The organism is Phormidium pseudopriestleyi FRX01 (assembly GCF_017313335.1).
GTDB classification, from domain to species: Bacteria; Cyanobacteriota; Cyanobacteriia; order Cyanobacteriales; family Laspinemataceae; genus Laspinema; species Laspinema pseudopriestleyi.
In genome coordinates, this window is record NZ_JAFLQW010000554.1 from 1 (window position 1) to 14,838 (window position 14,838).

Consider the following 14,838-nt stretch of genomic DNA (forward strand, 5'->3'; position numbering starts at 1 on the left):
AAATTCATAAGCCTCTGCTTCGGAGGCGGGACGACCAATCAGTTCAAAGAAACAACTGGGTTGTTGTTTAAACAGTCGGTAAAATATAGGGTCTGTTTCCATGTCAGCAGGAGTAGATGACACTCCAGTATGATGTCTTGATTTAGTTCTATTTTATCATAATTACGTTTGGGTCAACTATATTTTTTACCCAATTCAGGCTATTTTATTGGCTGTCATTATTTATTTTATCCATAAAATTGCATAGACAGCTTTTGACAAATTAAGCGTCTAGGTTTCCTGCTGCTAAAACTTGGTCAACGGTTAGGGTTAATTCTGGGAAAACTTGCGAGACTATCGGCTGACTTGCGGTTAATATGGTTTCTTCATAGAATCCCTCTTCTAGGCGCAAGACGGATAGTTTATTTAGGATGGGGTCTATAATCCAATATTCGGGAATTTCGGCGGCTGCATATTCCGATCGCTTATATCGATAGTCCCGATTAATAGATTCAGGACTGACAACTTCTATCACTAATAAAGGCGGGGTCTGGAACACAGCGGACTTATCCAACAAATCTATGACTTGTTCTTGTAAGACTACGCAGATATCGGTTAACCGAGATTTCCGAAATCCGGTTCTGACCCCGGCTTCCTTAAAACATAGCCAAGGTAATTTTTTTCGATTAATTTCCGCTTTTAAGCTATCTCGAATAAAATCGGCAATCAGCAAATGTCTGATAGTTGGTGGATTCATAATCTCTAATTTCCCATTAACTAATTCATATCGGTTATCGGTTCCATCATCATACTGTAGATAGTCTTCAAAGCTGCATAATTTATCGACGACTATAGCATTCATGGCAATTGTTTAGATGGGATTGATGGATGCTATTATAGCGCATCAAATTACCATAACTCTGGAGGTTCACGGGTGAGAGTGGTCCGGAGGGAGGAACTATGGGGGAGAAATCTGATCCAGGAATTATCCCATTGATTTATACCTAACATCATCGATCGCCCCCCAAATAGGTCCCTCAGTTCAGGCCACCTCGGACCTTCCCGGAACCATGACCATTTTTTTGATTTTGTCAATGATATCGATCGCAAGTTTTCTGCCAATTTTTCACAGGTTTCCTATGTTCGCGATCGCTCCCTAAATTCATCAAATCTTTAACAATAAAGTATGAGTGTTGTGCAATAGATTTAAACAGGGTGCAATCATGCTAGGTCAAACAACTTTACCTAAACTTTCAGTGGATCAAATTGTGGAGAGAATCTTTGCTCTGCGGCAAATAACCCGCGTTGACCAACAACTGTTGATGAGAACGCTCCTCTCAAAAAATGCCCTGAATGACCGCGAACATACCCAAATTAGTCGCGTTTTCGATGCCGTGCAACGAGGTTTAATTCGGGTTGTCGAATAACATATATTGGTTGTTCGGAGATGTAAAATGCTTGTTTTAGTTGGGTTGTGACGGTTTTGATTCAGTCTTGAACTATCTTAAATCAAGAGAAGGAGTAGCAACAAATGTACTCTTGCAAGGCTAGATTTTTCCAGTTGATGCAATCTCTTCAAACTTATTACTGGGACTCATGAATGTCTATCAATAAAAAGCAGCCTGCTGGATGAATTACTCTAGCAGGCGCTATCAATTTATAAGGGTCAAAAGAAACCCTATATCCCTCTTTGTAGCAACCAGTTTTCAGCTATTCTGTAATAACCAAAACCCGCTATAGGTCATCCCTGAATCATCCGGTTGGATGAGCAAAAAATGTAACCCCTGAGTTGCCTGTTTGCGCTGTTGAAAAGTTTGACCCGCCTCTGCAACTTCTGTATCCTCAAAGGTAGCAATAATCCACCGATCTACTAATCCCGCCTCTAAAATTAATCCATTGGGCGGTCCTGGATTATAATCGATCGCCACTGGGGATGCTTCCTGCAACCATTGAGCAATTTTCATCGATTGCCGTCCGCCATCGAGGACCACTCCAGGAATCACCTCAGTAGAAGGGAGTCCCAAGGCAACTGGGGTCAGTTCCTCCGGGATGTGCCGAATCCGGATTACTCGTTCGGCAAACACTTCCATTAAATAAGCTGCACTCACCGAAGCAAACCGCCAGCGATCGCCCCATAACTCTTCCGGTAGCGGTCCCGGTGGCGGGCGATCGCCCACTAAAGGTTCATAAGATTCATGAGTATAATTTGGCTCATTTCTATACTCCTGCGCCTTCTCCACCAACCATGATTTTAAAGCCAAAGTGCGACGAGAAGCTTCTACCTTAACCCCCAGTTTTTCACCCGCCGCTACCATCAAACTAAGCGACTGTGGACGAAACACCGCGATCGCCTCCGGTAATCTCCCCTCCCCCGCAATTTGAAGTTGTTCCGCTAACCAAGTCGAGTTTGCCTCCGATTGGGAACAGCAACGACTCCATTGAAAACTAAGCGTTGCATCACACAGACACAACTCCCATAACGTTTCCCCTGCGGCACTTTGTAAAGGACGACGGTAAAAATCTGCTTGCCAAATAACCATAACTACAATCCAAATGTATCAGTACAGGCGGGAGTTCAACCCTAAAATGCTTTTCCGGCAAAGTTTTTAGTCGGATTCATCCGACGTAGGGGCGATTCGCGAATCGCCCCTACTTCGCGGCGGTTCAAACCCCCGCGAAGTAGGTTGTCGCGATTACACCAAAACGCTGGCGAGAATCGGTTCTAAATCAAGCTGAATCCCCGGTGCATAAACCTTCAATACATAATCCGCCACCATGCGATCGGTGTTGAATAACGGCGCATTGGTCTTAATCGAACCCTTCATCATCTTAATCCAACCGTGAGATAGACCAGTATTCGGGTCAATATCGTAATACAGGGGAACAATTTCCTCTTCTAATAACCGATACAGGGATTCTGCATCAATTTTATCCTGCATTTCTTGGTCGCTGGTATGAGCATCTTCCCCGATCGCCCAACCATTCATCCCTTTGCCATCAGGACCCGTTTGATAGCCTTCGCACCACCATCCGTCTAACACACTACAATTAATCCCGCCATTAAAGCAGACCTTTTGACCACTGGTTCCCGATGCTTCCAAAGGACGACGGGGGGTATTCAACCACACATCCACACCCTGAACCAACTTGCGTCCCGTGTACATATCGTAATCAGGCAGCACAATCACCCGATTTTGTAACAAGGAATGTTGTTGACTCCACTCATAAATCCGTTGTAGAATCCGCTTCCCTTGTTCATCTGCCGGATGTGCTTTCCCCGCAAACACGATTTGCACCGGGCGTTCTGGGTTGCTGAACAGCCGTAGCGATCGCTCTAAATCATGCATCAACAAATACCCCCGCTTGTAGGTACTGAAGCGGCGCGCAAACCCAATCGTTAGCACATTCGGGTCTAAAATCCGGTCTGCCGCATCCACCCACTGGGAATTTTCCCCCCGTTGTTGCCTTGCTCGTTTAATCTTAGTGCGAGTGTGAGCAATTAACCGCTCTTTCAGCAGTTGATGACGCCACCAGAGTTCCTCATCGGGAATCTCATCCACCTTCGCCCACATTTGCGGGTCAGCGATGCGATTAGACCAATCCTCCCCGAAATACTCAGCATACATCTCACTAATCAGAGGTGCAGTCCAGGTGCGCTGATGAACCCCATTAGTGATATGGCCGATCGGCACTTCTTCCATCGAGCGATCAGGATACATAATATGCCACATCTTCCGGGAAACTTCCCCATGTAAAGCCGAGACTCCGTTAGCAGTCCGACACATCCGCAAAGCAAGTACAGTCATCCCAAACGGTTCCCAAGGGTCTCCCAGACGCCTTGCACCGACAGCCATAAATTGTTCCTGAGTCAGTCCCAGGGTCGGCCAATAGTGAGAGAAGTAAGACTCAATTAAGTCTCCGGAAAACACATCGTGACCCGCCGGAACTGGAGTGTGAGTAGTGAAGACACAACGTTCGCGAACCGACTGTTCTACATCATAGAAACTCTTACCCGTGCGCTGCATTTCCATGCGGGCGACTTCTAGGGTACAGAAGGCGGCGTGTCCTTCATTGAGGTGGCAAATCCCCGGGTTAATTCCCAGGGATTCTAATGCTCTTACACCCCCGATACCGAGGACAACTTCCTGAGCGATCCGGGTGTCTTGGTTGCCGCCATAGAGGTGTCCGGTTAACCAGCGATCGAGGGGGTCGTTATCATGGCGATCGGTATCGAGTAAATAGAGGGAAACTCGCCCGACTTGTACCCGCCAAATTTGGATTTTGACCACCCGACTGCGGATTTCTAATTCAACCGTAATCGGTTTACCAGCGGCATCGGTGATTAACTCCAACGGCATCTGCTCGAAGATGTTATCTACATAGTAATCTTCTTGCCATCCGTGACCGTTAATGCGTTGGCGGAAATACCCTTGCCGATACATTAAACCAATCCCAATTAAGGGAACGCCTAAATCTGAGGCCGATTTGAGGTGATCCCCAGCTAACATCCCCAAACCACCGGAGTAGATGGGGAGAGATTCGTGGATGCCAAATTCGGCACAGAAATACACGACGGGGCGATCGCTGGTAATCAGAGGGGCCACTCGACTCGCCCAAGTATCCCGAATTGCCATGTAGCGGTGGAATTGCTGCGAAACCGCTTTCACCCGCTTCATGTAATCCGGGTCGCTTGCCAGCTGAGTGAGGCGTTCTAGGGAAACAAATTGCAGCAAGGCAACGGGATTGTGGTTCCACTGCTGCCATGCATCGGGATCGATGTTGCGAAACAGAGAAATTCGTTCACTCGTCCAGCTCCACCAATAGTTATAAGCGATTTCTGCCAACGGTTTCAGGGGAAGGGGTAATTTCTTCCGCAACTGTTGGCTGGCTTTCGTGTAATTTTCAATCACCATACTATGACACCATGCTTTCGAGACGTTTTCGGTTGTCCGACATTTGACACAAGGGCGATACCCCGAAGACTCTCGATGGACCGATCGCTGCCAAGAGTATCCCGGGGTTGCTCCTTTGGCAACATTTAGGATGAATTATAAATTTATTACCTCTAGGTGGTAAATAGGTGTTTTATTACACAATTTTAAGTTTTGCTTCAGATCGTCCTTGAACTGGCCCTAGGGGGGTTCGGGGTTTGATAGGTCCTCTTTTCCCCGAGTCTAGGTGGAGGGTAAATCAGCTAATGTCTTTCTATATCAAGCCTTTACTCGGTTTTTGGTTCTATTAAAATCAGGGAAATTTCATCCGTCTACGGGCTGAAATGAGGGGACTTTTCCGACCAATTTCGCAGATTAGGGTCCGTTTTAAAGGGTCTTAATTGTGAGCAATTCCTGACGTTCAGTCCCAACAAGGGCGATCGCCCTTGTTGGGAACCCTAGACAATAGAAGGCCCACTAAGGCTTAGAAATGGCGAATCTCAGCCGATCGCCGCGATCGCAACACCAAAAATCAGCTAAAATCGGTAAAAATCACGGCCAACTTATCGTTAATAGTAGAAGTCCTATGAATCCCGATCTGACTAAATTTGGTGAACAGATGTCCCAGCTTACTGGAGTGCGGGCCATCATGAAAGATATTAGCGAAACCTTACGCGCCGGTGCAGATCGGGATTTAATTAATATGAGTGCTGGAAACCCCGTCATTTTGCCCGAGGTTGAACAGTTGTGGCGCGATTGTACCGCCGATTTGCTATCATCCTCGGAGTATGGGGAAGTCGTCTGTCGCTACGGAGAATCCCAAGGATATCAGCCATTTATTGATGTTATCAAAGCCGATTTTAACAAGCGCTATGGATTAAACCTGAGCGATCGCAATATCCTGATTACTCCCGGCAGTCAATGCCTCTACTTTTTTGCCGCCAATACCTTGGGTGGATATACCACCAGTGGACAACTCAAACAAATCGTTTTACCCCTGAGTCCCGATTATACCGGGTATGGCGGAGTCAGCTTAGTGCCGGAATCTTTAGTTGCCTATAAACCAACCTTAGATCTGGATGCGACGGCGCATCGGTTTAAATATCGTCCAGATTTCAGCCAATTAGAGATTAATGAAAATGCCGGTTGTGTCATCTTTTCTCGTCCCTGTAATCCCACCGGGAACGTGCTAACCGAGGACGAAGTGAAGAAAATTGCCGCAATGGCAGCGCCGTATGATGTGCCAGTATTTGTGGATTCAGCCTATGCACCGCCCTATCCCGCGTTGAATTTTACCGATATGACGCCGATTTTTGGCGGGAATATTATTCATTGTATGAGTTTGTCCAAGGCGGGGTTACCGGGAGAACGAATTGGGATGGCGATCGGGGATGAACGCACGATTCAGATATTGCAAGCCTTCCAAACAAACCTCTGTATTCACTCCTCTCGCTATGGACAGGCGATCGCAGCAAGGGCGATCGCATCGGGAGCATTAGCCGAAATTGCCGAAACCGTCATTCGTCCCTACTATCAGCAAAAATTCACCGTCCTAGAAACCACCCTCGATCGCGCCATGCCGAAAGATATCCCTTGGTTCTTGCATCGCGGTGAAGGCGCAATTTTTGCATGGATGTGGTTCCAAGACTTACCCATGACCGATTGGGAGTTATATCAAGAATTGAAAAAAGTCGGAGTCATAGCCGTTCCCGGCAGCAGTTTCTTCCCCGGATTACGCGAAGATTGGAAGCACAAACATGAATGTATTAGACTGAGTTTAACTGCTAGTGACGAAGCCATAGAAATGGGTATGGAACGTTTAGCCAAAGTGGTTGAAAAAGTATTTCAAGGCGTCATTGCCTAACTCAATTCAATCCAGGCAAAAATTCAGAAACCGGGTTTCTTGACCAAAACTTTGACAATCCACCCAAATTGAGGCAGAAACCCGGTTTCTAACCCCCAAAACAAAATTAATAGGATGTTCGCCGACGAATTGATATTGATAAACCCGTTGTAACTTGGTAAGTAAACTTGGAGTAAAGGTGATGCTAGGTAGACGATTGACAGTTTGCTCACTGGCATTTACCCTCCAAGATAAAGTGGGAGTATCTTCGCCATCACTAACTCCTAGAGAAATCGCATGAAAACCAAATTGATGGTGAGTTAACGTCCAGACAATGCGACCCCACTCATCCAGTCCCATTCCCCTGGGGGATTGGACGAAGTTGAACTTCAACGGGTCGCCATCAGAATCCCTCCGAGGTAACTGATATAAATAAGTGGAACCAATGCGAACCAAACCACTCGGTGTGGCGGTAATTTCTGGGTGTATTGAGTAAAGTTATTATGTCCGTTGAGATAGTAACTTTCCATAAGTTCGTGGAGATTAAAATTGAAAATTTAATAGAAAGCTGCCCTTTATGTTTTTTATGTTTTCCTATGTTTTACTGACAGATTAGCCCGGAATTTGCTAGACTTTAGTCTAGCGTTTAAACTTTAAGGAATATAAAATGAATCCAACTTTATCTCTGACTCCCAGCGAACTGCTCACCCGTTACCAAGCTGGAGAGCGTAATTTTGCTGGAATTCGATTGATAGAACCGAACAATGACCCGGAGGCGCTCTGTGGGGCTGACTTGAGCGGGATTATTTTAAGTGGGGCTTATCTGCCCGGAGTCAAACTCAGAGAAGCCAACTTGACAGGAGCTAAAATGGTGGGAGTTTATATGCCAGACGCCGATTTGACCTTAGCTGATTTGAGGAAAGTCAATTTAATCGGAGCCACCTTAAAGCGAGCCTGCTTGGAGTGTGCCGATCTTAGCCGTACCCTTTTGGAAGGAGCAAACTTGATTGGAGCCAATCTCGATGGATCTGACACCGCTCATGCTAACTTAGAATACAGCGTTCTGTGTCAGACGAATCTGTCTAAAATTTGGCCTTCTCACCCATCTTTTGACATCTATTCTCCCGGCTCCTTGCTCTGGGAAACGACAATGCCTGATGGAACTTTTATAGCTATTCCCCAATACGACCAGAGATTCTAGTCATCGATTTGAAGAACAAAAACAATTTTTTTGTAGAAAGTTATTTAAAATTTAGCTAACCATCTAAAGATGAATAAAGATTTATGTATTACCCCTAACGAATTACTCGCCCGTTACAAAGCTAGAGAGCGAAATTTTGCTGGCATTGACCTTGCTATTAATGCCAGAGCGCTGTGCGATGCCAATTTGAGTAACACGATCTGGAGTGGAACTTACCTCGCCGGAGCTACACTGACTCGCTGCGACTTGAGAGGTGCACAATTGGTCGGAGCTTACTTGTGTGGTGCTTGGTTGGTAGAAACTAATCTCAGCGATGCCAATCTGACTGGGGCAACTCTGACCAACACCGTATTATGGGGGACTAATCTCACCCGCGCTCAACTGCTCGGAGCCAATTTGAGCGGAGCCAAGTTATACGGTGCTAATCTAACGGACGCTAACTTGCGCGAAAGCATCCTCTGTCAAGTCGGTCTATTTGGAGTCAAATTCGAGCGGGGATATCCTCGGAAGGTTGACTGTACTGGGGCCTTGCTCTGGGATACCACTATGCCTGATGGAACGTTCGTGTCCGGGCCTAAATATTTAAAATAGTTGTTGTAACTTGATGATTAAATGACAAATAACGACTGACATTTAGTCACCAATATAGGTTTGTAGAGATCTCTCGGTATTGAGTTTATTAAACTTTGAAGTTTAATAAACTCAATACATATGATCCCCCATCAACTGCTCAAGCCTTAGAATACTGTAACGCGAAATCTTGCGGGAATCCGGTTTTTTACAGTAAGGTTAATACTCCTTATCCTGCGTAGATCGGACCTGAGTAATATGACCTATCGATGCCAACTTGACGGAAGTTAAGCTGGGAGCAGTCTAACTGACCAATACCGACTTAAGCGGCAGCAATATTTCCCTGGTCAATTTGTCTCAAATAAAATGGGTTCAGGGATACCCCGCAAAGTTATTTGCCACGATGTAATCTTATAAAAAACTACAATGTAAGATGGGAGATTTTCAGCTTTTATGAAAGATAAAAAATAAATCAAAGGATGTCGTTTTAATCATAAACCAAAGCCCGTAATAAATGGTCGAAAAATAACGTAAACGGTTGATTTGACCCACATTCCGCATAAGCAAAAATACTTATCCGGAATGTCTCCGCAAGTTTTTTGGCTGAAGCAACCATTTTTTAAAAATGGCTACAAACCTTTCCTTCTAAGATTTTTAGCTATTTTCTGTAGAGGGGGTTCTATAACTCTCTCCATCGGAGCAAGCATTCAAAAAGTGCGGTTTTTATTGAGAATATTCTCAATAAGCCGAAAAACTCCGGTTACAGTGAGGAGCATCGTTCCCCTAGATTTTATAGAAAATCGCTGAAACCCTTTATGGACAAAGGTTTAAAAAAATAAGAACTCAGCAATTAAACCTGCGGAATGTGGGATTTGAATGAAAGACTTCAGATAAAAACTGCATTATTATAAATAATGCCATTTATTTTACACAGGCAGCTCGCTAATTATTAGACTGGTTCATCACTAAGCAATGGAAACTTTAAATGAGTAAAACTGTGTTGTTGTTTTCTATCTGTTCCTGAATTTCATCAGGAATATTACTGAAAAAGTTGTAACCGGTCAACTCTTCAATATCATTAACGGAGAAAACGGAACCTCTCCAGTTGTTGCTGGGTTGATTAGTATTTGGAAGAATGACGCCAAAAGTCACCGCGTTTAATGTTAGGTTGGCCGGACTTTGACCTGGTGCCTCCGGAATTAATATTACTTTCCATAGCAGATCGGGAACGTCAATATCAAATGGTCGATCGATTCCGGGGGGGTTGTACGAGGGAATCCGATCTTGCGATCCAAGCCTCCCAGCAATAACGTACACCTCATTTCTCAGGTGGTTCGGATTGCGGACAAACGAATTTAGATCGCCTTCTAAAGCTTGCCATGCCCTATCATATTGAGGTTGACCCACCGCATTGGTTGTCAGGAAAGTTTGGAAATTATCCTTAAATATAAAGTAGTGTTCTGGGTTGCTTGTTTCCGGATGCAGGGTGGTATGATAGCTCTGGGTTCCTCGGATCCGGTCTTGGTTGGGAACCAGGTGACCAATGATAGCAACAGTGCCATTGTAGCCTGTGTTTTTACCGTAATCTTCTCTTAAAACTGTACTTTCAAAGGGAAGGCCAAAATCTGGAGAGAAATAAGGGCGCTGCGGAGGACTTATTCCAGCCAGCCAAGACGGATCCAACTTGTAGCTCACCCAATTAGGCGTTTTGAGTTCGTCGCTGTAGGATACTGCATACTGAGGTTTTTCCAGCAAGTAGTTATTTGGCTGATACAGTCCGTCGGCTCTGGCTTCCTGCCCATTTAGTGCTGGATTGCCAAACTTCAGGTGTTCGCTTTGGAAGAAAACATTATCAATATAAGCGACTGTATCTCCATGTAGTTTGAATCGGAGCTTTGCGGGTTGACCTCGTACTTCATCTGGGACATCGACTTGAAATGTTTCAAATCCTTGCGAACGAAAGCCAATCCGATTGAGCTGCGATTGGATGGATGGTTGACCTATTGTAATTGGATGAACTTCGCGCAAATCTACTGCAGCCGAAACCGATCTGATGTCCTCAATGGGAATTGAAGAAGCATTGCCCTCAAAAGAAAAATGATTGACGATCGCTTCAGGATCGACCTGCTCTCCCCTCAACGTATAAGTCTGGGTATCCGTTTCCAAATACACCTCAATATAATCATTGCGGTCATCCAGACGAGCGGGAATCGGCACGTGAACATCAAAACGCAACGCCCCCCAATCCGGCACCACAAAGCGATTGTGGACAATTTCCGTCAGCCCATCACCCAACTTGAAAGCATAATCGGTTTCGTCTTTTCCTTTAATCGCACTGACATCAGCAAGCTGTGAAACCAAATCAATTTGAGGATTTTGAGCGTTGTGGAACGACCAACCCGGTATCCCAGAGGAAATATTTCGGCGAATTGTATTGAGCTGATTGCCAAACGGGTCGATCGCCGCATCAAAATTTCCATTAAACAGCGTCGGCACCGCAAAATCACCCCGCATACTCGCACTATGAGTATTATCAAAGTGGAGGGGCACGCGCCTACTGCTTAAATATTCGTCAAAATTCTCAATTTCATCCCGACTTTGTTTCGTTCCATTCACCTGATAAGGACGGAGTTCTTTGCCCCCTCCTAATTCCGAATAAAACCAGCCACTGCCAATTCCTTCCCAAGGCGCTTCTCCCAAGCGATTTTCAAACTCTGCCTCCGTATGTTGGGGTACATACCAAGGATTCACTCGGTTGGGATAGGTCTTATAAAAATCTTCATCAAACAGTACATCGTAGCGTCCATCACTGCGACGGCGATATAAGGGATTATCTCCCCAAGCTGTCACCTCGCTCGGATTGGACTCCGACAGTTCTAGGTCAGTTGTTCCCAAATACCAACTTAAAACTCGTCCGTGAGTCGCCCCTAAACCACCTCCAATAACTGGAATCGGATCGGTCTGTCGGCTAAAACCAACCCGACTGTTAGCATCATCCTCTGTCCCCAAACGAGTTCCCAGGAACTCCACCACATCGGGAACCCCTAGGAAGTTCCCATTTTCATCTGTAGGGAACTGTAGTCCGGGAGCATTGCCACTATCTTCTGGGGGCAGCAAATTGGGAAGATTGCGACCGTTGGGAGTAATAGAGGTGAAACTATTTGGCTCTGCAGTGGTTTGATAGTAATTATCGGCAAAAGTAATCCCTTCCCACATTTGCACCTTCGGTTCATAAAAGTTTCTAAATCCTCCGATTATCGGCAAAGAAAGTCCCGGTTGGTCAAAATCGTGGGGGTCTATGGTTGTCACGTGCAAATCGCGATTGTTCTCATCTATCCCACCAGCATGAGGATAAGTTGTTAGCAAGCGCTGTAGGATTTCGCTATTGACGATGGTCCCCCGACTAAAGCCGATAAAGTGCATCGGAGAATTAAACAAATCACCTTGTTGGCGAATCAGGTTTCCCTGAGTGTCGTACAATCGCACTAATTCGCCTTGTTCGTTACGAGTTCCCACACTTCCTCCCAGCCATTGGTCAAGTTGTACCAAGGAAGCATAGAACGCATCTGCTGCACCTTCAGTAAAACCAGAGTCTGGTACTGCGGATTCCTGGTTTTGCGCCCAGTCAGGCAACAGTACCAAAGGGTTACCCCTGTAGTGGTTCGTTATATAATTTCCCAGTTGTTCGAGATAGTTTTCGGTATTTTCTGGATTCTCGCCTTGGGGGAAGTCTGCCATAATTTGACCGTAGCGATTTACGGGAGTCCAGAAGCCTGTAGGCTTATGGTAGCGAAGCATCAATCCTCCCCCACCTGCATCAAGAATATTACCGGCAAGCTCGAAGAATTGGGGAGGGATTTCCGACTGAGAAATATAGGGAGGATTAAACCCATGAGTTAAGATGGTGACACTACTGAAGGGGGAGTCATTGGTAATTGATGGGGTGTTGAACTGCCCTAATTTAAGTTCCCGGTCTCCATCCATCGTTACAGATTCGACTGCCCAATAATAAGTCTGGTTTGCCGTGAGCGTCCGGTCTGGGTCGAGAGTAAAACTGGTATTGGTTGAAGTATAGTTTTGTCCTCCATTCCAAATCCACCCCTCATTTTCTTTCCAAGTTGCTGTCAAGACTCGGTTCGGATTGAAGTCATCGTATCCGTTCCAAGGTTGGGTCAGGAATTCCCGTTTTTCGGCTGCTGTCAGGTTGGGAAGAATGGTTGGGTCGGATAAATTAACTACTGAATCCCAGGGTAACAATCCATCTCCTTCTTCAAACACGCTAACAAAGAGGTTGACCTCCTTAATCTCTTCACTCAAGGTAGAACCAAAATCCCATTCAAAGGTCGGAGTCAGAGAATTGGTCTCCCATTCTTCAACCCCAATTGGCCCAATTAACTCCAACCCATCGGAAGTAGGTGCTACGCTGAGGTGAAAGGTTTGCCCAGTTCCAACGGGGGAGCGAGTGCTACCCTCGGGCACTCCATAAGTAAACTGATTTTTCGCCCAATCCCCTGTCAGAATCTGGTAATCGGCAGCAATGCTAATCTCTGGGTTAATATCATCAATCGGAACTGTAGCAAAATCGCTCTGGGAGACCAATTGGGCAGTAGAGGGGTCATAGTAAGGAGAGCCTATACCACGATCAAGGTGGTCGATAGTAAATTCACTGGGGTTTTCCAGAGTCTTAATAATTTCTTCCACGTCAAACACATAAGTCCCTCCCCGATTTCCACCGATTCCATTAAACGCTGCATAAAGATATTTATTCTCGTTATCCAGTACCACATCTTGGAGTAATCCTCCCGGAATTGGTCGCGTGGCTGCCACTAATTGCGGATTCTCGCCAAAAGGGTCTTTAATAATCCCTATATTACCTCCTTGACGCGGATCATCCTGGAATATACTCCCCAAAAAGTTCCTGACCGCCACGAAAGCATAAGAGCCATCATCCATGACATCCACTGCTACGGCTTCGTTGACGTCAAAATAATCAGAAACTGGCCCAATTCCGATATTGGCATAACGACTCGTTGCTGCAAAATTGAGCGGGTCATCATCGGTTACTGACAAGACGCCAAACCCATTCGCATCCTGGGAGCGATTGCTATTAGTAAAGACCATCTTCAAAGGGTCGGCAGTCGCTTCAATTCCACCCGCCCCAGTCGCAGTCTGAATCGCTCCAATTTGTTCGTGCCACAACCGAGGATTGGAATTGGGGTCGTCGGGTCGGTCTTGCGGGTCTATATTGATAACATAAATCCAACCGTTATTAGCCGTGACAAACAGTTTGCGCTGATCGCTACTTATCGCCACTTGGTTCAGTTTAGCTGTGGGTGAGTCTACAGAAATCGTGTGGATGATTTCATGATAGGTGGCACTCGATGGATTGATATCGAGAACGTAAATTTTCTCGCTATTGCCATCAGCGATATAGGCATACTTATCCCGAGAACCGATCGCAATTGATGTTGGCGAACTCCCAGCAGGTAAATCAATCGGATTCATCCCCTCTATTGAGGCATCTGTATCCACTTGTGCCAATACCATCGCATCTACTAATGCCACCTGACTCGACCGAGAAAGCGTCACGTAAACTCGGGTACCATCGTGAGTTACAGCACTCGCTGACGGACGATCCAACTGCTCGTAGGTTCCCACGGGAATCGTGGCTCGCAGCAGCTGAGTGCTATCACTTTGTTCGACAACAGATTCTGGATTAACTCCTTCTAACACCGCCAGTCGGTCAGCAGTGTTGAGGGCAGCAAACACATACTCACCGGCCTCATCCAGTCGAATTTTATTGCTGTCATACTCATAAACCTCGTAAACGGGTGAGGTACTATTTTGCCCCACCAGTCGGTTCTGTTGTCGTGCGAGGCTGATGCGCGAGGTGCCAAGCGCAACCGTATTCGGCACTTTAACCGCCACTTTAAACTGATTGTCGCCCAATGCTTCGCTCAGTTCCCGGACTACCGTGCCTTCATATACTTTTTCACCCACGTGAAACTTAACGCTCAGGTCTTCAAAGCGGCTTCCCAAGGGGTCGAGCAACTGAGTTTCATCAATTAATACATTACTCGCCGTCAAAAACACCACGGGTTCGTTCCCTTCAAATGCCTGACCGTTTTCATCCGTAAATTGGAGTGAAACTTCTTGGATAATTGGGGCACTGTTAGGGTTGTTTTCTGCGGGAGCAGGCATATTTAAGGATGCAGAAAAACTGGCGAGACCCTCAGTCGAGCGTTGGACACCGAGGGAGGTGACGATGGGGAGTCCGACGGTGGGGACGGCAACAATATTGACGGAGGAAATAT

The 14,838-nt window shown here is 46.0% G+C and carries 10 protein-coding genes; 4 read left to right on the forward strand and 6 right to left on the reverse strand.

Annotation, left to right across the window (positions count from 1 at the left end):
- Both J0895_RS21005 and J0895_RS21010 read right to left on the reverse strand, forming a co-directional pair.
- The coding region (locus J0895_RS21005; protein ID WP_207089955.1) for a DUF2887 domain-containing protein at positions 1-102 on the reverse strand (102 nt) is incomplete at its 3' end.
- Positions 103-262: 160 nt separating this feature from the next.
- A complete protein-coding gene (locus J0895_RS21010) occupies positions 263-841 on the reverse strand; it encodes a Uma2 family endonuclease (protein ID WP_207089947.1) in 579 nt (192 codons plus the stop codon).
- Between the two features lie 361 nt (positions 842-1,202).
- Here J0895_RS21010 and J0895_RS21015 point away from each other — a divergent pair, with 361 nt between their 5' ends.
- The gene (locus tag J0895_RS21015) at positions 1,203-1,406 is read left to right on the forward strand and encodes a hypothetical protein (protein ID WP_207089948.1); all 204 of its coding nucleotides are present in this window, start codon (positions 1,203-1,205) and stop codon (positions 1,404-1,406) included.
- 279 nt (positions 1,407-1,685) lie between these two features.
- Here the strand turns inward: J0895_RS21015 and J0895_RS21020 are convergent, their stop codons facing one another.
- Positions 1,686-2,519, reverse strand: a complete 834-nt coding sequence (locus J0895_RS21020; RefSeq protein WP_207089949.1) for a Tab2/Atab2 family RNA-binding protein — start codon at positions 2,517-2,519, stop codon at positions 1,686-1,688.
- 153 nt (positions 2,520-2,672) lie between these two features.
- Positions 2,673-4,892, reverse strand: coding sequence for an alpha-glucan family phosphorylase (gene glgP / locus J0895_RS21025; RefSeq protein WP_207089950.1), 2,220 nt, complete (start codon positions 4,890-4,892; stop codon positions 2,673-2,675).
- Between the two features lie 604 nt (positions 4,893-5,496).
- Between glgP and J0895_RS21030 the strand changes: the two genes are divergently transcribed.
- On the forward strand, positions 5,497-6,774 hold the full coding sequence (locus J0895_RS21030; RefSeq protein WP_207089956.1) for a valine--pyruvate transaminase: 1,278 nt from the start codon (positions 5,497-5,499) through the stop codon (positions 6,772-6,774).
- A gap of 6 nt (positions 6,775-6,780) precedes the next feature.
- On the opposite strand, the gene J0895_RS21035 is transcribed toward J0895_RS21030, so the two are convergent.
- Positions 6,781-7,209 (reverse strand): hypothetical protein, encoded by a 429-nt coding sequence (locus J0895_RS21035; RefSeq protein WP_207089951.1) that lies wholly within the window; start codon positions 7,207-7,209, stop codon positions 6,781-6,783.
- Between the two features lie 211 nt (positions 7,210-7,420).
- Here J0895_RS21035 and J0895_RS21040 point away from each other — a divergent pair, with 211 nt between their 5' ends.
- Entirely contained in the window at positions 7,421-7,954 is a 534-nt protein-coding gene (locus tag J0895_RS21040; protein WP_207089952.1) for a pentapeptide repeat-containing protein, read from the forward strand.
- A 69-nt stretch (positions 7,955-8,023) separates the two neighbouring features.
- Positions 8,024-8,545 carry a pentapeptide repeat-containing protein gene (locus J0895_RS21045; protein WP_207089953.1) on the forward strand — a complete coding sequence of 174 codons (522 nt, stop codon included), beginning with the start codon at positions 8,024-8,026 and terminating at the stop codon, positions 8,543-8,545.
- A gap of 960 nt (positions 8,546-9,505) precedes the next feature.
- On the opposite strand, the gene J0895_RS21050 is transcribed toward J0895_RS21045, so the two are convergent.
- A partial coding sequence (locus tag J0895_RS21050; RefSeq protein ID WP_207089954.1) for a DNA/RNA non-specific endonuclease occupies positions 9,506-14,838 on the reverse strand: 5,333 nt, incomplete at its 5' end.

Excerpts from the sequence above, each read along its gene's own strand:
- J0895_RS21045 (WP_207089953.1), top strand. The coding sequence starts at position 8,024 with ATGAATAAAGATTTATGTATTACCCCTAACGAATTACTCGCCCGTTAC.
- J0895_RS21010 (WP_207089947.1), bottom strand. The coding sequence starts at position 841 with ATGAATGCTATAGTCGTCGATAAATTATGCAGCTTTGAAGACTATCTA.
- J0895_RS21020 (WP_207089949.1), bottom strand. The coding sequence starts at position 2,519 with ATGGTTATTTGGCAAGCAGATTTTTACCGTCGTCCTTTACAAAGTGCC.
- J0895_RS21030 (WP_207089956.1), top strand. The coding sequence starts at position 5,497 with ATGAATCCCGATCTGACTAAATTTGGTGAACAGATGTCCCAGCTTACT.
- J0895_RS21040 (WP_207089952.1), top strand. The coding sequence starts at position 7,421 with ATGAATCCAACTTTATCTCTGACTCCCAGCGAACTGCTCACCCGTTAC.
- glgP (WP_207089950.1), bottom strand. The coding sequence starts at position 4,892 with ATGGTGATTGAAAATTACACGAAAGCCAGCCAACAGTTGCGGAAGAAA.
- J0895_RS21015 (WP_207089948.1), top strand. The coding sequence starts at position 1,203 with ATGCTAGGTCAAACAACTTTACCTAAACTTTCAGTGGATCAAATTGTG.